This is a genomic window from Bacillus sp. N5-665, assembly GCF_022637375.2.
GTDB lineage: Bacteria > Bacillota > Bacilli > Bacillales > Bacillaceae_G > Bacillus_A > Bacillus_A wiedmannii.
The window spans coordinates 3,182,990-3,209,521 of record NZ_CP093325.1 but is presented as its reverse complement, the minus strand read 5'-3'; the positions used below and the strand labels follow the sequence as shown (position 1 = coordinate 3,209,521).

20 protein-coding genes and 2 pseudogenes are annotated in these 26,532 nt (G+C 32.0%); 17 read left to right on the top strand and 5 right to left on the bottom strand.

What is annotated here, in order from left to right:
* Positions 1-11: 11 nt before the first annotated feature.
* Positions 12-614 (bottom strand): DUF2441 domain-containing protein, encoded by a 603-nt coding sequence (locus tag MNO09_RS19060; RefSeq protein ID WP_001000138.1) that lies wholly within the window; start codon positions 612-614, stop codon positions 12-14.
* Between the two features lie 212 nt (positions 615-826).
* Between MNO09_RS19060 and MNO09_RS19055 the strand changes: the two genes are divergently transcribed.
* The 4 genes from MNO09_RS19055 (at position 827) to MNO09_RS19040 (ending at position 3,121) form a co-directional block, all read left to right on the top strand.
* Positions 827-1,312: a DUF2798 domain-containing protein gene (locus MNO09_RS19055; protein ID WP_001143430.1), complete on the top strand. Its 486-nt coding sequence runs from the start codon at positions 827-829 to the stop codon at positions 1,310-1,312.
* Between the two features lie 181 nt (positions 1,313-1,493).
* Positions 1,494-1,919 carry a DMT family transporter gene (locus MNO09_RS19050; RefSeq protein ID WP_088107145.1) on the top strand — a complete coding sequence of 142 codons (426 nt, stop codon included), beginning with the start codon at positions 1,494-1,496 and terminating at the stop codon, positions 1,917-1,919.
* A 19-nt stretch (positions 1,920-1,938) separates the two neighbouring features.
* On the top strand, positions 1,939-2,631 hold the full coding sequence (locus MNO09_RS19045; protein ID WP_000431591.1) for a Crp/Fnr family transcriptional regulator: 693 nt from the start codon (positions 1,939-1,941) through the stop codon (positions 2,629-2,631).
* A 19-nt stretch (positions 2,632-2,650) separates the two neighbouring features.
* On the top strand, positions 2,651-3,121 hold the full coding sequence (locus MNO09_RS19040; protein ID WP_088107146.1) for a DMT family transporter: 471 nt from the start codon (positions 2,651-2,653) through the stop codon (positions 3,119-3,121).
* An 861-nt stretch (positions 3,122-3,982) separates the two neighbouring features.
* Here the strand turns inward: MNO09_RS19040 and MNO09_RS19030 are convergent.
* Entirely contained in the window at positions 3,983-4,108 is a 126-nt protein-coding gene (locus MNO09_RS19030; protein WP_262366812.1) for a hypothetical protein, read from the bottom strand.
* Positions 4,109-4,415: 307 nt separating this feature from the next.
* Between MNO09_RS19030 and MNO09_RS19025 the strand changes: the two genes are divergently transcribed.
* The 5 genes from MNO09_RS19025 (at position 4,416) to hblB (ending at position 12,648) form a co-directional block, all read left to right on the top strand.
* Positions 4,416-5,645: a helix-turn-helix domain-containing protein gene (locus MNO09_RS19025; protein ID WP_001097920.1), complete on the top strand. Its 1,230-nt coding sequence runs from the start codon at positions 4,416-4,418 to the stop codon at positions 5,643-5,645.
* Between the two features lie 1,514 nt (positions 5,646-7,159).
* Positions 7,160-8,479, top strand: coding sequence for a hemolysin BL lytic component L2 (gene hblC / locus MNO09_RS19020; protein ID WP_000791001.1), 1,320 nt, complete (start codon positions 7,160-7,162; stop codon positions 8,477-8,479).
* Between the two features lie 61 nt (positions 8,480-8,540).
* Positions 8,541-9,761, top strand: a complete 1,221-nt coding sequence (hblD, locus tag MNO09_RS19015; protein ID WP_000714431.1) for a hemolytic enterotoxin HBL lytic component L1 — start codon at positions 8,541-8,543, stop codon at positions 9,759-9,761.
* A gap of 36 nt (positions 9,762-9,797) precedes the next feature.
* Positions 9,798-10,925, top strand: coding sequence for a hemolysin BL binding component B (gene hblA / locus MNO09_RS19010; RefSeq protein WP_078183189.1), 1,128 nt, complete (start codon positions 9,798-9,800; stop codon positions 10,923-10,925).
* 325 nt (positions 10,926-11,250) lie between these two features.
* Positions 11,251-12,648 carry a hemolysin BL regulatory component HblB gene (gene hblB, locus MNO09_RS19005; protein WP_078183190.1) on the top strand — a complete coding sequence of 466 codons (1,398 nt, stop codon included), beginning with the start codon at positions 11,251-11,253 and terminating at the stop codon, positions 12,646-12,648.
* A 233-nt stretch (positions 12,649-12,881) separates the two neighbouring features.
* Here hblB and MNO09_RS19000 read toward each other — a convergent pair.
* Positions 12,882-13,011: pseudogene (locus MNO09_RS19000) on the bottom strand (IS6 family transposase); the annotation flags it as partial.
* A 480-nt stretch (positions 13,012-13,491) separates the two neighbouring features.
* On the opposite strand from MNO09_RS19000, the gene MNO09_RS18995 reads away from it, so the two are divergent.
* The 7 genes and pseudogenes from MNO09_RS18995 (at position 13,492) to MNO09_RS18965 (ending at position 23,823) form a co-directional block, all read left to right on the top strand.
* Positions 13,492-15,306 carry an acyltransferase family protein gene (locus MNO09_RS18995; RefSeq protein WP_000165410.1) on the top strand — a complete coding sequence of 605 codons (1,815 nt, stop codon included), beginning with the start codon at positions 13,492-13,494 and terminating at the stop codon, positions 15,304-15,306.
* A gap of 369 nt (positions 15,307-15,675) precedes the next feature.
* A pseudogene (locus MNO09_RS18990) lies at positions 15,676-15,928 on the top strand (hypothetical protein); the annotation flags it as partial.
* Between the two features lie 269 nt (positions 15,929-16,197).
* Positions 16,198-18,603 carry a PAS domain S-box protein gene (locus tag MNO09_RS18985; RefSeq protein WP_000584324.1) on the top strand — a complete coding sequence of 802 codons (2,406 nt, stop codon included), beginning with the start codon at positions 16,198-16,200 and terminating at the stop codon, positions 18,601-18,603.
* Between the two features lie 266 nt (positions 18,604-18,869).
* Positions 18,870-21,086: a binary toxin-like calcium binding domain-containing protein gene (locus MNO09_RS18980; protein WP_000811546.1), complete on the top strand. Its 2,217-nt coding sequence runs from the start codon at positions 18,870-18,872 to the stop codon at positions 21,084-21,086.
* Positions 21,087-21,458: 372 nt separating this feature from the next.
* Positions 21,459-22,172: a response regulator transcription factor gene (locus MNO09_RS18975; protein WP_000746046.1), complete on the top strand. Its 714-nt coding sequence runs from the start codon at positions 21,459-21,461 to the stop codon at positions 22,170-22,172.
* Positions 22,169-23,227: a sensor histidine kinase gene (locus MNO09_RS18970; RefSeq protein WP_002096621.1), complete on the top strand. Its 1,059-nt coding sequence runs from the start codon at positions 22,169-22,171 to the stop codon at positions 23,225-23,227. The genes MNO09_RS18975 and MNO09_RS18970 overlap by 4 nt, the downstream gene beginning before the upstream one ends.
* A 98-nt stretch (positions 23,228-23,325) precedes the next feature.
* The gene (locus MNO09_RS18965; protein ID WP_000824735.1) at positions 23,326-23,823 is read left to right on the top strand and encodes a DM13 domain-containing protein; all 498 of its coding nucleotides are present in this window, start codon (positions 23,326-23,328) and stop codon (positions 23,821-23,823) included.
* Between the two features lie 428 nt (positions 23,824-24,251).
* On the opposite strand, the gene MNO09_RS18960 is transcribed toward MNO09_RS18965, so the two are convergent.
* Positions 24,252-25,073 carry a class I SAM-dependent methyltransferase gene (locus MNO09_RS18960; protein ID WP_000237903.1) on the bottom strand — a complete coding sequence of 274 codons (822 nt, stop codon included), beginning with the start codon at positions 25,071-25,073 and terminating at the stop codon, positions 24,252-24,254.
* A gap of 34 nt (positions 25,074-25,107) precedes the next feature.
* A complete protein-coding gene (locus MNO09_RS18955) occupies positions 25,108-25,548 on the bottom strand; it encodes a MarR family winged helix-turn-helix transcriptional regulator (RefSeq protein WP_000468590.1) in 441 nt (146 codons plus the stop codon).
* A 543-nt stretch (positions 25,549-26,091) separates the two neighbouring features.
* Between MNO09_RS18955 and MNO09_RS18950 the strand changes: the two genes are divergently transcribed.
* Complete coding sequence (locus tag MNO09_RS18950) at positions 26,092-26,499, top strand: GNAT family N-acetyltransferase (RefSeq protein WP_000850345.1); 408 nt, start codon at positions 26,092-26,094, stop codon at positions 26,497-26,499.
* Positions 26,500-26,532: the final 33 nt, after the last annotated feature.

The window sequence follows — 26,532 nt, the reverse complement described above, 5'->3', positions numbered from 1 at the left end:
TTAGTAAGGAATTAAATATGAATTTTAGAAAAATCATCAATGATTTCCACCACTTCAATTTTTCCATTGATCAGTAATTCCGGAAGTTCATTATTTACAGTTCCTTTCCAATACTCTCTCGCTTGTTCAATTTTTTGAGAGAAAGGAATACCATCTTCTTTCGGTAAAAGATTTCCGTCACCTTCAAAACAATTTCCAATTACTCGTAGTTTAACAATTTGCAAAACTTCTCGATTGTAAGAATCAAATAATGCTTTCCATTTTAAAGCATCATCATAGCTCTTTGCAGCATATAAACAAGATAATCTTGAAGGGTATTCAGGAAATTCTTGTAGTCTAACCATTTCTACAATCGTTTCTCTAACCGCTCTAATTGTTTGATCGATATAACTCATAACTACTTTAGCATTTTCATTCTTTATATGTAATTCTTCATTTTTATAGTGGTTATTTATAATTTTTATGCCATCTTCACCACTAGAATTCAAATGTTCTCTTTCAAAAAAGAAATGAAATAGGGTATTAGTTTGATTTTTATCGAAATGAATGATTTGTCTAATATCCATTTTTTCCCTTGTAACGATGTGGTATACGTAAAATTCTGTGTCATTCATGGTTATCCTCCTAGTAGTAATGTAATTCAGTGTTAAATTTAGTAATTCAACATTGAAATATATAAAACCTTTATAAGTAAGAGTGAGAATTTAATCAGAAAGTATAGTGAATATATGATAACGCTTTAAATATGTTCACAAAATGTTCACTTACGAAGAGGTTTCCATAATCGATATAATGACAAAGACTTAAACAGAAAGGATGATAGAAATTGCCAACAACAAGAAAGGAAAACCTCCAATTTGGTATGATGATGTGCCTTGGGATGGTTATTGTAATGACGTTTTATAATGTATTACTGAATGGAGCAGGAGGGCCAATTCATATTAAGGAGATCGCATTAGAACTAATAATTGGATTCATTATTGCATTATTAATTGAAATATGTATCGTTGGACCTTGTGCGAAAAAACTTGTATTCATGTTACCGTTTGATAAATCGAAGAAAATAAATATTATAGTTGCGATGGCGACAGCTATGGTAATTGGAATGGTTTTCTTTATGTCTTTTTACGGAATGGCTATGATGTATTTACATGGTGGACTACAAGGAGACTCATTTGTATCGATGTATTTTTCAATTTTCATTAAAAATTTTATTTTGGCGTATCCACTACAATTAATTATTATGGGGCCACTTGTGCGTGTTTTATTTGGAAAGTTTGTTATGAAGAATAAACCTGTTAATATAGCGTAGTTATAATTATTAAAATATTTTATACAGATAAAACAATAAAAAACACATCTCAAATATTTTGAGTTGTGTTTTTTATTGTTCATTTGTAGCTATTTTCATACTGATGTGACATTTGTCCTTTTGCCTTTATAGGATTATAGCTTTTAATTAAGTCAGAAATAGAAGATTAGGAGATGATTTTTTGAAAGGCGTTGTATTTGCTATTTTAGCTGGCGTATTTATTACACTTCAAGGTACATTTAATGCAAAACTTAGTTCACATATCGGTATATGGTCAACGAGTATTATAACGCATTTAATTGGATTCCTTATTGCAACAACTGTATTTTTGTTAAAGAAAGAAGAGAAAGTAGCAGATTTAAAGGATGTGAAAAAAATATATTTAGTAGCAGGTGCACTTGGTGGGTTAATTATTTGTGCAGAAACAATAGCAATACATTCAATGGGAGTTACATTAACAGCTGGAACACTTATGGTTGCTCAATTATTAACAGCAACTCTAATTGAAATGAAGGGATTATTTCAAATAAAAAAGATACAGATGGAGAGATATCATATTGTGGGAACAATAGTAATGATTATAGGTATTGTTGTATTTAATATGTAAATGAAAGGAGGAAATGAAAATGGAGAATAGATCAGATTTAATTATCCATTATTTGAAAACTAATAAAATGCTTGAAATTTTTTCAGAGATAGATACAGCTTATTTTCAAGTAAATCATTTTGAGAAAGGTAAGTTTATATGCAATATAGATGACGCAATGGATCGTTTATACTTTGTTGTTAAAGGTAAAGTAAAAGTTTATACGATTACACAAGAGGGGAAGAAACTGATCCTTCGTTTTATCAACCCATTGGCGGTTGTTGGTGATATTGAATTCATACAAAATAGCAAAGCGCATAATGTCGTTGAAGCTTGTTCAGATGTTATAGCCATCTCTATTTCTCATGCTGTAATTAGAAATAAGTTATTACATGATCCTATATTTATGAACTTCTTGCTTGAAAACATTGCAAACACATTAAAAATATCGACTCGTTTTACAGCACTTAATTTACTTTATCCAGTAGAAGTACGTGTAGCTAGTTATTTACTTTCTATTTCTACTGATAGTAATGGGAATATGAATAAAAAAGATTTGGATGCAACTTCGATATCAAGTATTGCGGATTTTATAGGAGTAAGTTATCGGCACGTAATTCGGGTGTTACAAAAATTTTATAAAGAAAAATTAATTGAAAAGAGAAATGGAGTTATTGTAATTAAAGACTTTTTTAAAATGAAGGAAGTTGCTAAAGATAATATATATGAGTAATGAAAGGGAGAGGGAGATTTTGATTGGATTTAGTTTAGCTATATTAGCAGGAATATTAATTAGCTTACAATCTGTTTTTAATACGAAAGTGAATGAAAATATAGGGCAGTGGTTAACAACTACATGTGTTCTTGGAATAGGTCTTATAAGTTCAGTGTTATTTTATATCATTACAGAGAAAAGTATAAGCGTTAATTTTTACACTACAAATTATTTGTTTTATGTAAGTGGGTTATTTGGTATCGGATTAATTATTTGTATAATGGGTGCAATAAAGAGTTTAGGTCCAGCGTATACGGTGTTAATTAGTCTTATTACACAATTAGTTTTTGCATTATGTATTGATACATTCGGATTGTTTGGAATGGAGAGCGTTCCAATACAAATAAATAAATTAGTTGGAATAGGTGTAGTAATTGTAGGGGTAGGAATTTTTAAAAATCTATTTTCGAATAAGAAAGCTATTCATATAAACAAGGATAGGGTCTAAAGAATTTAAAGGAAAAAGGTGTTAATGATTAGAATAATTACACTTAGCTCGAATGGCTGAGGAACAATTAACTGGCCAATATAGATTAGACTAAGTTAAAGAAATGAAAAAAGAAACTATATATAAAATGGGTTCTTTTTTTACATAAATTTCAAGATTTTTGATGGTGAACTAGAAAAATGGCTTCTCAAATTCTTTTAAAATGATTCTTTAAAGTGAAGTTAATACCATAGGTATCATTAGAGAAAAAACCTCATATGAGTAGTCAGAGGGCGTTTAAATAGCATTTCATTTTTATTTATAGTATTTAATAAACTATAATACAACTTCATTTAAAGGCATTTTGATTTTTAATTAAAAATAAAGTGGAAAATTAATAATATGTTGATGTGGTGCGGTATTAAAGCTAGGTAGCATAAAGATTAATAATACAAAGATGAACAACATATAAATAAAGTTTATTCATATGTTCTATCTCCTCTGCAATTCCTAGTATTTTTGAAATCTATATATTTCTTCCTCATTTGTGGAAAATAAAACTAATGTTGGGACCAGTAATATTGTGAGGATTAGATAAAAATAGTTGTACTTATATCGCCAGAATTTTAAATATTCCATTCGTTTTTTATGTTTTCTTTTTTTATTTTTGTACTGATGATAAGATTCTTCTCTCAATTAGATCTTTAAATAACGTAGACCTATTTGGTGCTTGAATTTCTTCCAACGTGTACTTTCCGAAGCATAGTGGTTCATAAATAGTCTTATCATTGTCCTCTGTTGTTAATTTCCCGACTTTTTGTTATCTTTGTCTAAAATTTGAAACACAGTAGGTTTTCAGTTTTACATTTAAATTAGCATTATCTATTTTTGGAATTCAATTTGTACAAGTAATTGAATTGAAATTTTGATTGTTGGTTCTTGCGGTGGTACAGTATCTCCTGTTACTTTCGCTGTATTTTGAATCTTTTTCCAGCTTGGTCCTCGCATTGAGTACCACTGTATTTTGTATGTTCTTCACTGTTTTCTCAAGTGTAATGATTAGATCTTGTAGAATTAAGAAATGACCTTCGTTCATTTCATTTTCTTATCTACTCTGATATTTAGATGCTAATTACAATTAAATAATATATGATTTTCATAAAAAAGATATAGTAATATTTTGTCGTGAATTGTACTAATTTGATATTTTATAGTATTATTTGTCGTGAATTATACCTAGCAGAATATATTTTATGAAACTATAAAAGGAACAATGCGGAAATTCATCAAATAATTTACTTAAAAGGAGAATGTAATGAATACTTCCATCGATATACAACACTTGTGTGATCTTGCACATAAAGCATTTAATGCCCCTGTACATATTTTATCTACAGACAAAAAAATTTTATATCATTCTATATCTGATGATGTTTATAGTCCTTTTTATTCTTCAAAAGAAGAACATCTTAGTGATATTTATCAAGAAAACGATCCCTTTAACTTACCACTTTTCAGATGTAACAGCTATCTTGAAAATTTTGTTCTAATACATATAGAAAATCATGATCACATTAAAGGGACTATTATTATCGGTCCCACTATACATCCAAAAGGTTCAGATGATATGACCATAAAACTTCAAAAAGAATTTAAATCAAATGATAAAATTCAAGAAAGACTAGCCTATTATCAGTGTTTATCTGAGATTAAAAAAACTACATTAATTGATATGGGAATTTTATTACATTACATGATTTTCAATGAAAAGTTAGATGTAGGTATTGTTTTAGAAAAAAATAAAGTACTAGAGGAAGTTCCTAATAAAATTGTGAAACCTGATTTATATATTTTAAAACGCCGACAAAACAAACCTAAAACTCACAACATGGCATTAGTAAATGATTTCTTTTTGACTATCAAAGAAGGAAATAAAAAAAAGTTAATACAGTATATGTATGCAGTTTCACAAGAGGATGTTGAACTTATGTTAATAGAGGATCCGCTCAGGAATCAAAAAAACCTTGGAATTATTGCGATTACCTTAGCTACTCGGTATGCGATAGAAGGAAACCTGCCACCAGATATTGCTTTTGCTCATAGTATTTTATATATACAAACCTTGGAACAATTAGATAACGTAGAATCTGCAAAGCGATTGTCAGGAGACGCTTTACGTACCTTTGCAGATCGTGTGAAAGAATACAATGCACAAAAGTATTCATACGCGGTTACTACATGTATGAAACATATTAATAAAAATGTTTACGATGGAATAACTCTCAATGAACTTGCTAATCATTTGGAAATTACCCCTACTTATCTGTCTAAACTATTTAAAAAAGAAATGGGAATTACTTTAAGCGAATATATTCAAAGGGAACGAGTGGAAGAAGCAAAAAAATTATTAACTCTAACTACTTATTCGTTATCAGATATCTGTGCTTGGCTTAACTTTAATGACCAAAGTTATTTTACGAGGGTTTTCAAAAAAATTACTAGCATGACCCCTAGACAGTACCGTGAAAAATATACAATAATATAGGTTTGTTATCTGGTTTCAATGTAAAAACTTAAACATAGGTGTAAGTAATCTCTAAAACTTGAAAATACTGAGCTTATTACTCTAGAAAAAGTGTGTGATTTGTTTAGATAAGGAACTTGTATTCAAATAGACGTATGATTAACCTGATATTATCTTGTTAGTGGAACAGTTTCAATTTTCAGGAGTTGGCAAAAATAATGGAGAAACGAAGCTTATCTATTTTTTAAATAATAATTATGTGCTGGATTTATCAGTATAGTTCTGAATTAGACAAACGAGTCTGACGTCAGCTCAAACAAATAGCTTTTGAAGAGTCCATGAAACATATATCCAAGCAAAATGGAAATGTTTATACCATATTGTTAACTTGAAAGAATACACTAACCACTATTTTTCTAAAGAAAACAAAAAAACAGGAGGCTGCAAAGGATTTTTAAGAAAGCTTTGCAGCTATTTTATATTTTAAAACCTATGGTTATAACGATGGATAAGTTTATAGATTAATATCTCCATTTTAAATATTTATTAATGTTAATATTAGGGTGTATTTCGTGAAAATTAATAATGTAACATATATCACATGATATATCTATGTTTTATGCAATTATACATAACTAAATAAAGGTAAAAAAGTATAAAAAAACCTATTAAATTATTCTATAAGTATTTTTTCTAAAATATAATTTCTTGGTTAAGCTAAAATAGTTATTTTTTAACCTTATACATATAAATTTGTAATCATTACAATTGCAGAGGTGAAATTTTTAATTAATTATATTTGTATAATGTTTTTGGCTGGTGTTTTTACTTAACAGTTAAATTATTGAGTACAATCGACAAAATTTTGCTATTTACGCATTAAAAATTTAATGTTTTAATGAACAACATAACTGGTATGACCAGAGAGAAAGGAGAAGATTACGCTAATAGGAGTATAGCGAAGTTGTAAGTAACATTATGTCGGAAGTAATTTTCCTAATAATCAGTTAATTAATGAGAGACCTAGAATCTCAGAAGGATCAAGTTTGTAATAAAAGTGTTCTAAGTTTTTGCATAACAAAAGTGAATTTATTCCGCAATAAAAGTATAAGCAATGTACAGTATAAGTTCATCTTTTGTAGTCTTGTAAGGCTCTTGCTGACAAAACTAAGAGACATATTATGTAATTGATATTAAAAAAGGTCAAAACAGGATTAACTGTAAGCATTGGTTTATCTATCTTCGCGGCTCTGTAAGTTAAACCGCAACTCTATGGGAGAATTAATATTTTACTACCCATTGGGTGTCTAATTCAAATATAGCTAATGAATTTTTATTGTTTATTTTTGAAAAATAGAGTATCTAAATGAGAGATGAGTAAAATTCTTACATCCTATTAGAAGTAAAAAATAAGGATAACACCCTATCTGAAAGAATTCTCTTTCCTCATCCGTGTACAAAGAGAGAGCCTAGCGCTAGGTCGTACAAGTTATATGAATCAAGTTATAAAAAAAAATGGTAAAGGAGTGTACGGAATGAAGAATAAAATAATGACAGGATTTTTAATAACATCCATTGTAACTGGAGCGACTATTCCTATCAATACTCTCGCAACACCAATCGTTCAAGCAGAAACTCAACAGGAAAACATGGATATTTCTTCATCATTACGAAAATTAGGTGCGCAATCTAAATTAATCCAAACGTATATTGATCAATCTTTAATGAGTCCTAATGTACAGCTAGAGGAAGTCCCAGCTTTAAATACAAATCAATTCCTAATCAAACAAGATATGAAGGAATGGTCATCGGAACTCTATCCACAGTTAATTCTATTAAATTCAAAAAGCAAAGGATTTGTAACAAAATTTAATAGCTATTATCCGACATTAAAATCATATGTAGACAATAAAGAAGATAGAGAAGGTTTTTTGGATAGACTTGAAGTACTTCAAGAAATGGCTATGACGAATCAAGAAAATGCGCAACGACAAATTAATGGGTTAACTGATCTTAAATTACAGCTTGATAAAAAATTAAAAGATTTCGATACTGATGTGGCAACTGCGCAAGGCATATTAGGTACAGATGGAACGGGAAAAATAGATCAGTTAAAAAATGAAATATTAAATACCAAAAAAGCAATTCAAAATGATTTACAACAAATTGCATTAATACCAGGAGCTTTAAATGAGCAGGGATTTGCTATATTCAAAGAAATTTATAGTCTTTCAAAAGAAATTATTGAACCGGCTGCTCAAGCAGGGATGGCAGCGTATAACAAAGGAAAAGAAATTAACAACTCTATTCTAGAAGCTGAGAAAAAAGCAGCGCAAGAAGCGACAGAACAAGGTAAAACTGCTCTAGAAATTGAATCGGCCAAAAAAGCAGCTCGTGAAGCAGTTGAGAAAAGCAAACAAGGTGAAATAGCTGCAGCTGCAGCCGCAAAAACGCAAGAATATGACCTGATGAAAGCCATTGATACTGAAAAGATTAAGAAAACATTTGGTGTCTTCGCAGAAGTAAATAAACTAACAGCAGAGCAGCGATCATATTTAGATGACTTAGAGAAACAAAACCAAAAAATATATGATTTAACAACGAAACTATCAATAGCAGATTTGCAAAAATCAATGCTTCTTCTTTCACAAAATGATTTGCATACGTTTGCAAATCAAGTAGATGTAGAACTTGACCTACTAAAATGCTATAAAGAAGATTTAGATTTAATAAAAAATAACATTACAAAATTATCTACTAATGTTGATGTAACTAACGAGCAGTCTCAAAAAGATACATTAAGACAATTAAAAAATGTAATAAGTTACCTTGAAGAACAGGTATATAAATTTTGATATTACGTTTTTGAAAAAACTATAAAGATTATAAGAATCTAGCGAAAGAAGGAGAAAAGTGATGAAAAAATTCCCATTCAAAGTGCTAACTTTAGCCACGCTGGCAACGGTTATAACTGCTACTACTGGTAACACTATTCATGCATTTGCACAAGAAACGACCGCTCAAGAACAAAAAGTAGGCAATTATGCTTTAGGTCCTGAGGGACTGAAGAAAGCATTGGCTGAAACAGGGTCTCATATTCTTGTAATGGATTTGTACGCAAAAACAATGATTAAGCAACCGAATGTAAATTTATCTAATATCGATTTAGGATCAGAAGGAGGAGAGTTGCTCAAAAATATTCACCTTAATCAAGAACTGTCACGAATCAATGCGAATTATTGGTTAGATACAGCGAAGCCACAGATTCAAAAAACAGCTCGTAATATTGTAAATTACGATGAACAATTTCAAAATTATTACGACACATTAGTAGATACTGTACAAAAGAAAGATAAGGCAGGTCTAAAAGAGGGCATAAATGATTTAATTACAACAATTAATACAAATTCAAAAGAGGTAACAGATGTAATTAAGATGCTACAAGACTTCAAAGGGAAACTATATCAAAATTCTACAGATTTTAAAAATAATGTTGGTGGTCCAGATGGGAAAGGTGGATTAACTGCAATATTAGCAGGTCAACAAGCAACGATTCCACAACTTCAAGCTGAAATTGAGCAACTTCGTTCTACTCAGAAAAAACATTTTGATGATGTATTAGCATGGTCAATTGGTGGTGGATTGGGAGCAGCTATTTTAGTTATTGCAGCTATTGGAGGAGCAGTTGTAATTGTTGTAACTGGCGGTACAGCAACACCGGCTGTTGTTGGTGGACTTTCAGCTCTTGGAGCAGCTGGTATCGGTCTAGGAACTGCGGCTGGTGTCACGGCATCTAAGCATATGGACTCCTATAACGAAATTTCTAACAAAATCGGGGAATTAAGTATGAAAGCAGATCGGGCTAATCAAGCAGTTCTTTCGCTTACTAACGCGAAAGAAACATTGGCATATCTATACCAGACTGTAGATCAAGCGATATTGTCTCTAACAAATATTCAAAAGCAGTGGAATACAATGGGCGCAAATTATACAGATTTACTGGATAATATCGATTCTATGCAAGACCACAAATTCTCTTTAATACCGGATGATTTAAAAGCTGCTAAAGAAAGTTGGAATGATATTCATAAAGATGCAGAATTCATTTCAAAAGACATCGCTTTTAAACAAGAATAGAACTGAAAATGAAAACTTATATTGGAGGAATAGAAAATGATGAAAAATATCCCGTACAAACTAATCGTTGCATCGGCTCTTTTAACTATGACAGCAACTTCAGTAGTCTCACCAGTAGCAACTTTTGCAAGTGAAATTGAACAAACGAACAATGGAGATATGGCTCTTTCTGCAAATGAAGCGAGAATGAAAGAGACCTTGCAAAAGGCTGGATTATTTGCAAAATCTATGAATGCCTATTCTTATATGCTAATTAAGAATCCTGATGTAAATTTTGAAGGAATTACTATTAATGGATATGTAGATTTACCTGGTAGAATCGTACAAGATCAAAAGAATGCAAGAGCACATGCTGTTACTTGGGACACAAAAGTAAAAAAACAGCTTTTAGATACATTGACTGGTATTGTTGAATATGATACCACGTTCGACAATTATTATGAAACATTGGTTGAGGCGATTAATACAGGGGATGGAGAAACTTTAAAAGAAGGAATTACAGATTTACGAGGTGAAATTCAACAAAACCAAAAGTACGCACAACAATTAATAGAAGAATTAACTAAATTAAGAGACTCTATTGGACAAGATGTTAGAGCATTTGGAGGCAATAAAGATCTTTTGCAGTCGATTCTAAAAAACCAAGGTGCAGATGTTGATGCAGATCAAAAGCGTCTAGAAGAAGTATTAGGATCAGTAAACTATTATAAACAATTAGAATCTGATGGGTTTAATGTAATGAAGGGTGCTATTTTGGGTCTACCAATAATTGGCGGTATTATAGTGGGAGTAGCAAGAGACAACTTAGGTAAGTTAGAGCCTTTATTAGCAGAATTACGTCAGACCGTGGATTATAAAGTAACATTAAATCGTGTAGTTGGAGTTGCTTATAGTAATATTAATGAAATGCACAAGGCGCTTGATGATGCTATTAACGCTCTTACTTATATGTCAACGCAGTGGCATGATTTAGATTCTCAATATTCGGGCGTTGTAGGGCATATTGAGAATGCAGCTCAAAAAGCGGATCAAAATAAATTTAAATTCTTAAAACCTAATTTAAATGCAGCGAAAGACAGTTGGAAAACATTAAGAACAGATGCGGTTACATTAAAAGAGGGGATAAAGGAATTAAAAGTGGAAACTGTTACTCCACAAAAATAGGGAAATATTTATTCTATTGCAAAGTGATCCATAACATAGAGAGTCTATGATTACACTGTTAAACAGTAAAGCGATAATTAATAAATCCTTATATATTAAAAAGGCGGAGTCTCATTAAAGACTTCGCCTTTCACTTATATATAAGTTTTATCCAAATAAAAAGATAGTCATGTAGTTTACTTGTTTTTAAAAATCTGTAACAGAATTAATCAATAGGGGACAGGTTATATAGATTTGCTTAATAATATCGAATCTATGCAACAACATCGTCTTTTAATAAGAATAGGACTTGAAATCATACTCTATACAGGAGGAATAAGAAAAGATGAAAAAAAAATCTTATAAAATACTGGCTGTATCAGCATTTTTAATTATGACAACTACCTATGCAGTCACACCAGTAGCAACCTTTGCAATTGAAACTGAACAAACGAACACTGGAGATATGTCTCTTTCAGCAAATGAAGAAAAGATGAAAAAAACTGTACAAGATGCTGGGTTATTTGCAAAAGCTATGAATGAATATTCTTATTTGCTAATTAATAATCCGGATGTGAGTTTTGAAGGAATTTCTATTAATGGATATGCAGATTTACCTAGTAAAATTGTACAGGATCAAAAGAATGCAAGAGCACATGCTGTTACATGGAATACAAAAGTAAAAAAACAGCTTTTAGATACATTGACCGGCATTATTGAATACGATACAAAGTTTGAAAATTATTATGAAACATTAGTAGAGGCGATCAATAATGGAAATGGGGATACTTTAAAAAAGGGGATTACAGATTTAAGGTTGGGGATTCAACGAAACCAAGAGTCTGCAAAAGCATTAATAGAAGAATTAACTAAATTAAAAAACGCTATTGGAGAAGATGTTAGAGTATTTGGAAGCCATAAAGAGACCTTGCAATCGATTTTAAAAAACCAAGGAGCTGATGTAGAGACTGATCAAAAGCGTTTAGATGAAGTTTTAGGACAAGTAAACTATTATAAGAAATTAGAATCTGATGGGTTAATAATGGTGAAAGTCCCTTTTATCCCCACGCTTATTTCTGGTGGCATAATGATAGGTACTGCTAGAGATAATTTAGGTCGATTAGAGCCTGCTTTAGCAGAATTACGTAAAACTGTAGATTATAAAATTACATTAAATCGTGTAGTCGGAGTTGCATTTCATAATATTAGTGATATGCATAGTACGATTGATAGTGCTATTACTGCTCTTACTTATATGTCCACACAATGGGATGATTTAGACTCTCAATATTCGGGCATACTGGGGCATATTGATAAAGCTGATGAAAAAGCTGATCAAAATAGATATAAATTTTTAAAGCCTAACTTGAATTCAGCTAAAGACAGTTGGAAAACATTAAGAACAGATGTTGTCACATTACTAGAAGGCATAAAAATTGCAGAGAAAAAAGAACAAGATTTTATGAATCTACTTCGTCCATCAAACGTTTTTTACTTTTATAAAAAAATCCATAACGCATACACTTTTGAAATAAAGACTGGAACAAATGCACCAAATGCGTCTTATAAAGTTATGAATTTAACTAAAAACACTGTTCATCATATGTGGAGTGGAGGTGCTAATACAAGCATGTGGGCTGACTGGCTTTCATTCAATCCAAATGATGAATTTGTGGTGGTAGCAGTAGTGGATGGAAAAGAATATGTTGTATATAAAGACAAAGTAGAAAATATAATGAACTGAACCCGAAAAAACGCATTAATTGGAGATGGTACACTAAACTAGACACCAAGTTAATTGAAAAATTGACCGGCATATGGCTCCTTATTTCCTAGAACACCTAGCTAAAGCAAAGGAATTCGTACATAGATTAGTTGACATTAATGTAGGTTTCATCCATTTTCAAAGATAGTTTTTCTTTTTTATTTTATTTTTCAAAAATCACGAATGAAATTTCCGCATTCACGAACTCAGCACATAATGGTTGTTAGATGAATTGACATACCACGTCCCTTTAGAATTTCAGGCATATTACGATAACTTAAAGAAAAAATAATAGTAGCAAATGGCTACTATTATTTTTCTTAAACTATTTTTCTTTAAAATATCACATCTGTCATGTTCCTTATTTGCTTTCCCAGAATTTATTCTAGTTAAAAAAACCTTGCACCAGAACACATATTGTTCTGATGCAAGGTTCGCTGAAATATAAAATACACGACAGTAAGGGCAAGACATAAAATGTGATTTCAAATGAAACATATGTATATGTGAAGTAAGGTAAAAGAGGGGCTGCTCATAACCAGTAGCCCTTCTTTATAACGTTATTTTGCAGGGAAATGTTCAAATATACGTTATATATCATATTCCTCTTTTTCGGAAGAGCAACAAGAACATCTAGCTTAAAAATTTTCACAACAGAGCCAGATAACGTGTTAAAGTATTAATTACTGTGCATGTAAAGATAAAAAAAGAGCCTTACAAAAAGATGTTTGTAATAGTTTAGCTTATACGATTTCAGGGGATTAATAGCATTTTGTGCCGTTATTATTAACCTAATTTCCAAGAAAAAGAGGTGAATGTAGGATGACTAAACCTTTTAAAAAAAATAGTCGTTATATGGTTGGATTGGACAGTCTAAGGGGTCTAGCTATACTAGGTGTTATTTTGTATCATATTAATTTTAATTGGATGCCTGGAGGATTTTTAGGAGTTACTGTATTTTTTGTACTTTCAGGTTATTTAATTACAGATATTCTAGCCATAGAGTGGGAGAGAAATAAGAGAATCGATTTAAAAAAATTCTGGCTTAGTAGGGCAAGGAGATTGCTTCCAGGAATGCTTGTTATGCTCGTTATAACGTTGGCATGGATTACGGTTTTTCATAGCTCTTTACTTGAAAAAATGCGCGGAGATTCATTAGCGGCATTATTTTATGTTAGTAATTGGTGGTATATTTATCATAAATTATCGTACTTTGATAATTTTAACCAGCTTTCTCCATTGAATCATTTTTGGTCGTTAGCAGTTGAGGAACAATTCTACGTTGTTTGGCCGTTTATCATTAGTTTAGGGCTTTACTACATAAAAAAACAATCCCGTATGATTTTATTAATTTGTCTGGGAGCCGTTGCTTCAGCTTTAGCGATGGCAATTTTGTATGAACCTGGAGCTGATCCGAGCAGAATATATTATGGTACAGATACGAGGGCCTTTTCCTTACTTATCGGAGCGGTACTTGCCTTAGTTTGGCCAAGCAATAGGCTTGCAAATAAAATTATCCCAAAGGCGCGTTTCATTCTTGATGTAGTGGGAGGCATTGCCCTTATTATTATTTTGGTTATGTTTTGGAAGACCAATCAATATGATCCATTTCTATACAAGGGAGGAATGGTTCTCTTATCAATTGCAACAGCATTGTTAGTGGCAAATCTAGCTCATCCAGCTAGTCGTATTGCTCAATTTTTACGATTTAGACCTTTACGTTGGATAGGGATAAGATCGTATGGCATATACCTCTGGCATTATCCAATTCTTACATTGACGACTCCAAAGGTAAATGCTGGGGATTTTTCATTAATAAGAGCAATCCTTCAATTTCTTTTGATTATATTGATTGCGCAAATTTCATGGAAGTTTATTGAAAAACCAATCCGACAAGGTGCGCTCCGGAACATTCAGTTTAAGAATTTAAGAATTCAAAATGTCACTTTAGGTGTTAAGTTAGCTTTAATTTGTACATTATTCGTTTCGTCGATAGCAGTTGTAGGGGTATCAAAAGCTAGTAAGGCTAAGGAGAACTCTCAACAAGATAAGGTGGAAGCAGCACAAACACAACCGGCGCCACATCCAGTTGCAGTTTGGGAAGATCCAAATCAAGAGACGCCTCAAAAACAAGGGGAATCAAGAGAAGTAAATTCTGGGCAACCTAAAAATTCACTCACAGTTACTGCGATAGGCGATTCCGTTATGATTGATATTACTCCGTATTTAAAAAATACTTTTCCTGATATTAGGATTGATGCGCAAATTGGTCGCCAGCTGTCAAAAGCGATTCCGGTAGTTGAACAGTTAAAATATGAAGGGAATTTAGGAAACTATGTCATTATTGGATTAGGTACAAATGGAGCCTTTACTACTGAGCAACTTGTTTCATTAATAAAAGTAATTGGAAACGAACGTAAAATCATATTTATTAATACGAGAGTACCACGTCCGTGGGAATCAATCGTGAATGAGAGACTGAAAGTAACGGCATCTGAATATCCGAATGTAACTCTAGTTGATTGGTATGCAGCAAGTGCTGGAAAGAAAGACTACTTTGCACCTGACGTTGTGCATTTAACCAAAGTAGGTGCAGAAGCATACGCAGCACTTGTAGCCAAAGCGGTGAAGCAATAATTAACTATGTTTTATTAACTTCTGTTGGGTAAGGAAATGGTTCTGAGTATGAGGTGCCACTCTGAGGTTTAATTACAATTCAAAAAAGAATATTATTCATGTTCTTCTAATCTACGATTTAGAGTGGCCTGACTCACTCCTGTAATTTGACATGAAATATAGGCGAACTTGAAAAGAAAGAAAAGGCACTAGAAGAGGCTACAAAGGATACAAAATATGAAGTTGAAATATTAGGAAGAGGCTCTGCAGGTGGAAGCACTGCAAATACATTAAAAGAGCAACAAGTAATAAAAAAGTTAATTCAAATCCATAAAGTATAGTTCTAGCGAGAATACCAATGACAGATCCTCGTTGGCCCAAAGAAGGCGACTGGGTGAAAATGAAAACTTGCCTTCATGGTAGCCAGCTGAATTGTTTGAAGTATCTAACCCTTTAGAACCTTTAGAATGGTATTTTGCGGATCATAAACATAGTAAAGCGACAACAATAGAATTATATATGGGGTTATAAAGAATTGATTTTAAATGATAGACATGCTCTTGGTTTAATAGAAAGGGAGAATAGAGATATTGCAATATTTTTAAAGCGAAAAGCCGAAATTGAGGAATTAGAAGAATTGTAATAGTGAAGGAATTGATTAATTTATAAAAAACGTAGGAATTAAATATTCCTACGTTTTTTTGTACATAACATTTAAAAAAACACCTTATTTTTGGGGGATTTGAAGGTTCTGATGGAAGATTCCCTGGTTTTCGATTTGAATCAATATGATACTATTTACATGTACTGTCATGTAGGGAATTATATTTTCTGCACCTGAACTGTTTGTAATAATTGTAGGATTTTCTGTTTTCTTGTCGAATATATCTTTAATGCAAGGAGGGACATTACATGATTATTAAAGAATATTTCATCAATCTTTCTATTTTTTCTTTATTAGTTAGCGCAGCGATATTTATTCAAGTGTTTTTGATTCATTCCAGGCGATATTTCGAAAAATTCTATGGAGGGATTATTGCAGTTACTTTGATGCTCTTTTCTTTTCCATACATGGGATTTTCCTACGATCTTCGAGTTGTTCCTCTTATTCTATCTTTTATTTACTTTGGTCGCATTGCTGGCTGGATTACACTAATTAGCATAATTATAATGCGTATCTTTTTCATTGGTGGGTATTGGGAGCCACCTGTGATTGCATATTTAAGTATGAGTGTTCTATTTTCTACTTTTAAAACATATTTTAAAAACCTTCATCCTTTTAAAAGTGCATCTTTATATTTTTCTGTTTTTGTCGGAATAAAGTGGTTAGTTGGTGTATTCTTTAATACTACGTTACTTTACTCTGGAGGTTTATTATATATAGCGTTAGGACTTTTAATTGGGCTATTTCTTATGGAAGCCTACCAGAGATTATATTATTTAACACAGGACTTATCTAAAATGAATCGGGAATTAAAAAAATCAAAGCAAGAACTCACAGATACCGTACATGAGCTTCAAGGAGGGATTTTTAAATTTAAAAAAGTGGGTAAGCACTTTATACACACTTTATGTGATGGACAGTTTTATTATCAAAAAGGATTTTATTCTGAACAGGTGGTAGGAAAAAGCTTACGGACTATTGATGCTTCTATTGTTCCACCACATTTAGTTTCACAATTGATGAAGTATTATCTTCAGGCATGGGAAGGGAAAGAAATTATATTTGAATTACCCTGGCCAGATGATAAAACGATTATTCTTATTGCACTTAGGCCGATTAAACGAAATGGACAAGTTATTGAAGTTGTTGGTTCTACAGTCGATATAACCGAAAGGAAAAGGGTAGAATCAGAATTAAGAGCTACCAAAGAATTACTAGAATCATTTATAAAGCATAATGTAGATGCTATTACCATATCTGATCGAGAAGGGCATATTTTACAAGCAAATAAAGCTTATGAAAAGATATTTGGATGGTCATTTCAAGAAATCATAGGTAAGAGATTACCCTGTGTACCAGATTTCTTAATGGAAGAATCACTTGAAAACATTCGGAAAATTCTAACAAGAGAATCCGTAGTTACTAGATTAGAAACTGTTAGACGACGTAACGATGGAAGTTTTCTTGATGTCAGTCTGACAGTTTCTCCTATACTAGACGTAAGAGGAAATGTGATAGCTTTATCTGCAATATGTAGAGACATCTCTGAAAGAAAACAAGCAGAAAGAGAACGACATCGATTACACCAACAATTAAAAGATAGTGAAATGAAGTACCGTGCACTAATCGAACAAGCAACTGATGCAGTATATGTAGTAGAGCTGAATGAAAATTATGTTCCAAGTCGATTCATTGAGGTAAACCCTGTTGGTTGTAAAAGATTTGGATATAGTAGAGAAGAGTTGCTCTCGTTATCATTTCCAAATGTAGTACCACAAGATTCTAAAATGATTGTAAGGTTGTTAGAAAAAATTAGAGAGGGACAAACTTCCTTCACCTTGCAAGACGAATATGCTTTTCCAACAGGAAAAATAATAACAACTGAGTTTAGTGTCCGTGTTTTTAACTTAAATGGTAAAAAAGTTTTCCTGAGTATTTCTCGTGATATCACTGAACGGCTAAAAACAGAAGAATTACTACGGAAATCTGAAAAACTTGCAGTCGTAGGACAATTAGCGACTGCAATGGCTCATGAAATTAATAATCCATTAACCGCAATGAAAGGGTTTATGCAATTACTAAAATCAACGGAAACTGAGAATAATCAGGGGTATATAAATATAGTATCATCAGAGATTGAGCGTATAGAAAGTATTACTAATGAATTTATGGCGGTAGCCAAACCACAGGTGTTAAAGATACAACCTAATGATATTAGTGTGCTAATGGATCAAGTTTTAATGCTACTGCAACCTCAAGCAATGATGAATAATATAAAAATTAGAATTGATTTTACACCTGGTATTCCACTGATTCCATGTGAAGGAAATCAATTAAAACAAGTATTTGTTAATATTATAAAAAATGCAATTGAATCCATGCCAACAGGAGGAGAAATTTTGATTCAATTTGATAAACTTGATAATAATCAAATAAGGATTCGCTTTATTGATCAAGGATGTGGGATTCCAAAAGAACGTATACCATATTTAGGAGAACCTTTTTACAGTATTAAGGAAGAGGGAATCGGCTTAGGATTAATGGTCTGTTATAAAATTATTGAAACACACCAGGGGAAGGTATTTATTGAGAGTGAAGTGAATAAGGGAACTATAGTTGAAGTCACTCTTCCAATTTGCACACTTCAAAATTAATACATTCTTTTACTGAGATTTTATAAATTAGTAAGCAGTTAGCTTTGGCTAGCTGCTTTTTTGTATATATTGTAATCGGTTCTTCATATTACGGCTTTTTAATGTTTCATATATAGATTTTAAAAACTCTGTAAGTGTTTTGTAACATTTACGAGAGACTTTTTTAACAGTTATGAGAGAGAAAAGAAAGATTTGTTATATATGATGAAATTAATCTTACTAGTAGGTGTTCTAATTGACCTAGAAACCAAGGAGGGAAAATTACAATGAAACAATTGAAGCCAGCAATTAGTGTATTAGGTAGTGTATCGATGGCACTGACTTTAGCATCTCCTGCTTTAGCAGATGTAAAACAACCGAATCCAGGAGGTACAGTTGAAATATTCAAAGAGAATGCAAATGTAAAAAAAGAAGATAAGAATTTCACGCTCGGATCTGATGGGGAAATAGGTTCACTCATTACACAAAACATTGAAATGGCAAACAACGATTGGGATAAAGATGGTATTTCTAACGACTTAGAGATGAATGGATATAAAATTGAATTCAATTCACAAACTGGAAAAAATGAAGTGAAAGCATGGGATCCCGAGAAGGATAAAGGGAAACCAAAATTTATATCGAATCCTATGAATGCAAATACGGATGGTGATCCTTTTACTGATATGTATGAGGTTGAGAATTATAACAACGATTCTGATACTAATTTCAATCCGATAGTTGCCAACATGCCGAATTTGCAAATTGGTGTCAAACGAATTGAAGTAATTCCTATTGCAACCATTACGGATAATAATGGCGGATCAGTTAGCAGAGGATGGGAAAAAAGTGTATCTACACAACATTCATTTAATGTAGGTTTAAGTGGTTCAGGTGGTGTAGAAGGCTCAGCAGCTGGTCCTGTTCCTTCCGGAAGTGTTTCAGCAAATGTGGGATACGGATATTCAAAAACAACTACGGAAACGGAGAGTTATACAAATAATTTTGATTGGTCTACTGCAACAACTGTGGATACAACGAACGCAGCAAAATTACGGGTACATTTGGAATATAAGAATGTAGGAACAGCATCCGCTGAAAATGTTTCGCCTCATTTTAATATTCGTTTAGGAAACAAAATTATTAATACTGTAAAGGCAACACAAGATCGTTATAAAGCAAACTATTTAAGTACAGAAAAAGGTGGACGGAATAAAACAGAAGTAGTAATTGACAGTTTAGAAGGACAAGCAGATGCGAATATTGTCTTATCTTTGGATGAATTGAAAGCTGTTGAACAAGGGGAACTTCTTTCGATTGAAGTTTTACCTACAAGTACAATGGATTTATCTATTGAAAAAGGTGAAGAAATTATGCATTTGGGGGATTCAGGGAGATATGAGTCTAGAGTAAATGCAGCTACTGAACAATTAGAAACAGATATAGGAAATATACCAAAGTTTAGGCTATACACTCCTAAAGACAAATCCCTTGCTGATAAGCCAGTTTTATCCTATAATGAAGTTTTTCAACATGTAAATATAGATACGAAAAAAGTAAATCATATTGTAAACAAGGCTAAAAGTACTAATAACGTATCAGTGGTTTCAGCTAATAATGGAACTGATGCATTGAACAATTTAAAAGCGGGACAGGGAGATCGCGGTTATTTACATAAAGACTCTGTACACGGTGCTTTTGCAAAACTACAGCAACCAACATTAGTAGAAGGTAGTTATGATTCTGTGACGCAAAAGATTAGGGCAACAATTTTACCTGGTTTATTTGGTGTGAGTCAAGAGATTCCTACTACTTATAGTAAGAAATGGAATGCTCCGTCACAAACAGTCACACTAGTTAAACGTGAGAATGGATTTACATATGAGTCTAGAGAAAATATACACCCTATTAAATCTGAAATTGCTGCGCACAGAAAAGTTACATTTGAAATCAATGACGCACACAATCTAACGCCTACACAAAAGATTGATATTGAAATTAAAGCTAATAAAGAATTTGAAGATTATGTAGTAGATAATTCAGGTGAATTTGTTACAGAAGGGGTTCCTTATACCGTAGCTTCATATGGAAATACAGCTTATTGGGGAAGTCATCATGCCGGGAATAAATGGGAGTATCTTTGGGCTGAAAAATCTAGTGATGAAAAAGTGAATGTAATTATTGAAAGAGTAGGTCAACCTAAACCTGGAAAACCAATTAAAAAGGATGAAGAGGTATTAATTAAATTTCGAAATCCTATTTATTCAGATTATGCATATTTAAAACTTCAAGATAGTTATATCCATTTAGATCAAAAACAGAATGCAAGTACTTTTAAATTTAATCATGCATATCCAAAGAATTTCACTGGATACCATAAGCAATGGAACATACTATCTAATGGTAACAAGTTAAAGGTAGGATATTTAATTGATTATATGAAATATGGTAATGGAGAGAATGGGACTGATACTATAGCATGGAATCTATCAAGAGTTCAGTAATAGGTAACAGTTCTGTTGCTAAGTTTGGAAAGAGAACCGGAAATGAATTGAATCCGAAAAGTTAGATACAATAATTTAGGTTACTAATAAGGAATGAGTTCGATGTTGAATCGGACTCATTCCTTTTAATTTATATAATTTAGTAACTACTATTTAAAATACCTATCTAGTCATATAAGTAATCAAATGTTAAGATTACTATCTGTATTACATGAATTATTTTCTGAATCTTCATTCGTTTCGAGGCTGAAATGAGGAATTCTGATTTATTTATGTGATTAGTTTCTATATTTTTACCTATAAAGATATTTTTATTGGATAATAGAAAAAATAAATTTTGCGTTATTGGTGAAAAAGAAGTGAGGATAGTATATGAAGAAAAGAATTTTAATCGTAGAAGATGAAGAAAATATTCGAGAAGTATGCAAACGGTATTTAGAAAGAGAAGAATATGAAGTTTATACCGCTGTAAATGGTAAAGAAGGTGGGGATTTATTTCTTACACATCAACCAGATTTAATTATATTAGATTTGATGATGCCAAAAAAAGATGGATGGGAATTATGCGAGGAAATTCGTCAACAGTCAAATGTCCCTATTATTATGTTAACTGCTAAGGGAGAGGAAAGGGATCGAATTTTAGGCTTAACAATGGGGGCAGATGATTATTTAACAAAGCCATTTTCCCCTCGTGAATTAGTATTAAGGGTTCAAATTATACTAAGAAGAGGAAGCCATGTACCAATACAAGCGAAAGAATCTCTATTGGAAGTGATAGAGTTTCCAGATTTAAAAATATATCCAAAGACAAGATATGTACTTGTTTGTGATAAGGAAGTGGAGTTAACGGTGAAAGAGTTTGAGGTACTTTATCTCATGGCAAAGCATCCAAAACAAGTATTTTCTCGCTCGCAGCTTCTTGAATTAATTTGGGATTTTGGACATGAAGGAGCATCAAACACAGTTACCGTGTTAGTGAGTCGTTTACGTGAAAAGCTCGAAAAGCATACGATAAAGAATCGTTGGATTCATACGGTTTGGGGTATAGGATATCGCTTTGAGCCAAATGGAGGAAATGAAACATGAGATTACGTATTCAATTGTTACTCATGAATCTATTAAGTACCAGTATTATGGTAATTGCTATATGGTATAGTGAGACGAAAATGTTACTTGAACCGGAACAAACGCGGTTATTAACAGTAATTGCATTTGTGGCATTCATTATTTCAACGTTTATTTATTGGTTAATGACACGTCCTATCATGAGATCTATACAAAATTTAATAAAATTGACGAAACAATTTAGTGATAGACACTTTGAAACGATGTATATAATTGGGCAAGAACCACATGAGTTTAAAGAATTGGCAACAGCCTTTCAACAGATGGCAAAAAAATTAGAAGAAGGGTTTACTAAGTTAGAGGAACAGGAAAACTCTCGTAAGGAGCTAATTACCAATATCTCACACGACTTACGAACACCTATGGCTAGCATGCAAATGATGATAGAAGCATTACAAGATAACCTGATTGAAGATCCTGAAATGAAAAAGCAATACTTAGCAACGGTTTTAAAAGAAATAGAAAGATTAAATGGATTAATTAACGACTTATTTGATCTTTCAAAGTTAGAGTTTGAGCAAGTAGATTTTCACCCAAGTTTCACACATTTAGATAAAGTTCTATTAGATGTATTAGAGTCACATTCTGTCTTATTAGGAGACAAACAAATCCATGTGCAATTGGATGTCCCTGATACATTACCTCGACTTTTGATTATGCCTTGTAAAATTGAAAGGGTCATAGGTAATTTATTACATAATGCAATTCGATATTCTTCTATCTCTGGAACAATTGAATTGACTGTAGTGGAAAATAAACCAACTCAACAGGTCCAATTCACTATGCGGGATGAAGGAATGGGAATTCCTCCAAATGATCAATTACGTGTATTTGAACGTTTTTTTAGAACAGATCGATCAAGAAGTTCACAATCTGGAGGTTCCGGACTTGGATTAGCTATTGCAAAATCATTGATTGAAATGCACAAAGGGGAAATTGGTGTAAGGAATCGCGCAGATGGTAAGCAGGGAAGTGAATTTTGGTTCACTCTTCCCATCACATCAGTAAAAAAATAAGATGGCTGAAAGACTTTTGTAACATTTACGTTAGAAAAATGAAAGACCTTCTTGTTAACATACTACTACACAGTATGTTACAGGAGGTTTTTTACTTTATGAAAAGAAAATATGTATGGCTTATAGGTGGTTTAATAATTGTATTGGGGATTTTATGGTCATTGTTCCGACCAGAGAAATTATTTATTGATAAGCACGTAAATGAATCATTGCCACAAACAGAGATACAATCAACTGAAGTAAGGCAACAAAGTGATCGAGTAATAAGGGAAGGTCAGTTTCAAAACGGTGTCCATGAAACAACTGGAACGGCAAAAATTCACCAATTAGCGGATGGAAAACGTGTTTTACGACTTTCTAATTTTGCAACATCAAATGGGCCAGATGTACGAGTTGTATTAGTTCCTACAAATCGTTTGAAAAATAATGAAGACGTAAAAAACTATCAGTATATTGAATTAGGAAAATTAAAGGGAAATAAAGGAGACCAAAACTACGAAATTCCTGAAGGGATAGATGTAAGTGAATATGGTTCGGTTTCTGTTTGGTGTAAAAGATTTAATGAAAACTTTGGTGCGGTTTATTTTAATAATTAAATATGAACTTAAAATTTCCTCTTACAGGCGAAATTCATATGGGTTATGATAATAGCTGTAGTGGACTTAGTTGCTAAGAAGGGCACTCATAAGAGTGTCTTTTTCATATTTCTCAATTTTTGTATATTTTAGTGTAATTGGACGTTTACGGAGAGATTTTATTCGTGCATAAATAATTTTAAGGGTATGCCAGGAAATCTTTCATTTATCAAGAAAAATTAAATTTTAAATGTGTTATATACAGAAGCCACTTGAGGGGTGTTAAGATGCCAAATTTCTCATTTTGGGGTAGTTGCTTTTCATAGCTAGATGACTATGTATCGGTACCCATAATAAAAGGGCAGGAACATATCAAATATGTTCCTGCCCTTTTATTAAGTTTAACATTTATGACCTAAATATAAATGTATTGCGGCCTTCTTTATTTATTATTTTTCAAACCGCAAATGAACAAACTTCAACATCTTTATTACGTTTACAATTCGCATCATAATACGTGTACTACCATCCCAATCTTTATTTGTAGGTATACCTTTAAAGAAAGGGGAGCAGCTTAATACTTTTATGGTAGAAGACCATTTTTCTATTGATTTTGGATTGTTTACATAAAAATACATCATCGCGCCGTTATTGCCAGATTTTTTTACAGTTGCATTCGAAAGGTTCAGTGCGAATTTTGATTCAGCATCAAAATATAGCTCTCCTCCAGGAAAACGTTTTGACATAGCAACTATGATCTCTTTTAAATCTTCTTCTTTAAAGTAATAAAATACACCTGCTGATATAAAAAGAATACCGTCGTTTGGATCATATCTTATATCGTCAAACCAAGAAGTATCAAAAAATGACTTAGCGATGCTAATATTCCTCGGTGTATCTTCAATTAAAGTCTTGCGAAAAGAGATTGCATCGGGTAAATCAAGGTTATACCAATGTATTGTACCGTTATCAATTCTTGAAAAAGTAGTATCTAGTCCTGAACCGATATTTACTATAGTGGCGTTCGGGTGTTTTGCTATAAATTGTTTTATCGTATCATCAATTTTTCGTGCACGGGTAATGTATGTGATACATCCGTATTCGCCAAATGTATCTGCTATTGTTGAGAAGTCGAAATCGCATTCTTTAATTATTCGTATAGCCTCTGTATCATCTAAAATATCCTTATTTTTCTCACTGCCATATGCTCGTCCCCATAGGGGAATAAGCATCGTACCTTGTACTGATTGTAAATCTAACTCTTTAACCATGAAACATCCTCCGTTGCATAATAAAACAATATAGTTAGTCGTTATTTAACATTTTTGAGAGCATTGTATTTGTTTTATATAGTCCGTAAGTTAAATCCCGCCTATCTTCTTCGGATAACTTTTCGAGGTTTACTGTGAAATTTTTATAAATTTGTTTCCATCTCTCATAATGTACCTTTTCAGCTTTTTCTGTCAGAGAAATTAATACAGCTCTTTTATCTACCGTATCTTGCTTTTTTACAATATATCCGTTTTGTTCTAAGTTACGTACAGTTACACTTAATTGTTGCTTAGGAATGTTTAAATAATTAGCAATCATCTTTGAATTTACAGGTACTTTTTGCTGGGCGATATACTCCACTACGTGTTGTTCTAAATGTGTAAATTCAGAGGATTTTTCTGATAGTAATTTGAAAGTACCTGACATATTTAATAATAAATTCATGTATTCATTTAATAATTCTTTATGGAACATTATTTTCGCTTCCTTTTTGGATTTAGTCATTATTTTATTACTAATTTAGCTGCAAATCAAATATTTAAACTTATTATAGTAAATTAACATTTACTAATTTGTTATTTTGAAATTATGTGAACTAAAGAAGAGGAGGATGAGAAGTGATTTTAGAAAAGACGAATATGGCCAAAAATAAAATATTACTAAATATACATAACTAATGAATGCAATGTCTTTTTCAGTTATTATGTTGTAAATAATTTTATGATAAAATCTTTTACATAATGAAATAAAGGGGTAGTATTCTATGGGTTATTTCTCAAATAGTTTATTAGTTTTGTTCGTTCTTATCGTATGTAGCTGCATAATTTTTGGGTGATAATATAGTGTTAGATTTATATAAAAGAAGTTATCTCAGGTGAGGTAACTTCTTTTTATTTTATGTTGAGAAGGAATTCTATTTTTCTTATTGAAGTTTGTTCAAGTTAAGTTGGTGAGGGGCTAAAATTTTTAATAGAGTAATGTAAAAGAGGATATAAATAGGAGAATAGGGAGGCGTTTATGAAAACTAAAATAAGCTATACAATTGAACACCCAACAAATTTCAATGAATTATTAGCTTTATATGAATCTTTAGGATGGAATTCTCTAAAATTAACGGTTAATGAATTGGAACAAATGTGTAAACAAAGTTGGTATGTGATATATGCTTTTAAAGAGCAACAATTAATTGGCATGGGGCGTGTTATATCCGATGGTGTAATAACAGGCGTTATTTGTGGTGTATGTGTATTGCCAAAATATCAGTCCATTGGCATTGGAAAAGAAATAGTGGAACGATTAATCCAGCACTGTGAACAAAACAAAGTTATTCCCCAACTTATGTGTGTGGAAAGATTGCAATCTTACTATGAATCTATAGGGTTTGAGGTATTCTCTATTGGGATGACAAAACATATTAAAAGATAGTGGCGCTTTATATTTTCAGTTTACTCGCACATA

Coding starts and splice junctions, on each gene's coding strand:
- MNO09_RS19060 (WP_001000138.1), bottom strand. CDS start 614: ATGAATGACACAGAATTTTACGTATACCACATCGTTACAAGGGAAAAA.
- hblB (WP_078183190.1), top strand. CDS start 11,251: ATGAAAAAAAAATCTTATAAAATACTGGCTGTATCAGCATTTTTAATT.
- MNO09_RS19045 (WP_000431591.1), top strand. CDS start 1,939: ATGGAGAATAGATCAGATTTAATTATCCATTATTTGAAAACTAATAAA.
- MNO09_RS18955 (WP_000468590.1), bottom strand. CDS start 25,548: ATGTTCCATAAAGAATTATTAAATGAATACATGAATTTATTATTAAAT.
- hblA (WP_078183189.1), top strand. CDS start 9,798: ATGATGAAAAATATCCCGTACAAACTAATCGTTGCATCGGCTCTTTTA.
- MNO09_RS18965 (WP_000824735.1), top strand. CDS start 23,326: ATGAAAAGAAAATATGTATGGCTTATAGGTGGTTTAATAATTGTATTG.
- hblD (WP_000714431.1), top strand. CDS start 8,541: ATGAAAAAATTCCCATTCAAAGTGCTAACTTTAGCCACGCTGGCAACG.
- MNO09_RS19030 (WP_262366812.1), bottom strand. CDS start 4,108: ATGCGAGGACCAAGCTGGAAAAAGATTCAAAATACAGCGAAAGTAACA.
- MNO09_RS18960 (WP_000237903.1), bottom strand. CDS start 25,073: ATGGTTAAAGAGTTAGATTTACAATCAGTACAAGGTACGATGCTTATT.
- MNO09_RS18975 (WP_000746046.1), top strand. CDS start 21,459: ATGAAGAAAAGAATTTTAATCGTAGAAGATGAAGAAAATATTCGAGAA.
- MNO09_RS19025 (WP_001097920.1), top strand. CDS start 4,416: ATGAATACTTCCATCGATATACAACACTTGTGTGATCTTGCACATAAA.
- MNO09_RS18970 (WP_002096621.1), top strand. CDS start 22,169: ATGAGATTACGTATTCAATTGTTACTCATGAATCTATTAAGTACCAGT.
- MNO09_RS18985 (WP_000584324.1), top strand. CDS start 16,198: ATGATTATTAAAGAATATTTCATCAATCTTTCTATTTTTTCTTTATTA.
- hblC (WP_000791001.1), top strand. CDS start 7,160: ATGAAGAATAAAATAATGACAGGATTTTTAATAACATCCATTGTAACT.
- MNO09_RS18950 (WP_000850345.1), top strand. CDS start 26,092: ATGAAAACTAAAATAAGCTATACAATTGAACACCCAACAAATTTCAAT.
- MNO09_RS18980 (WP_000811546.1), top strand. CDS start 18,870: ATGAAACAATTGAAGCCAGCAATTAGTGTATTAGGTAGTGTATCGATG.
- MNO09_RS18995 (WP_000165410.1), top strand. CDS start 13,492: ATGACTAAACCTTTTAAAAAAAATAGTCGTTATATGGTTGGATTGGAC.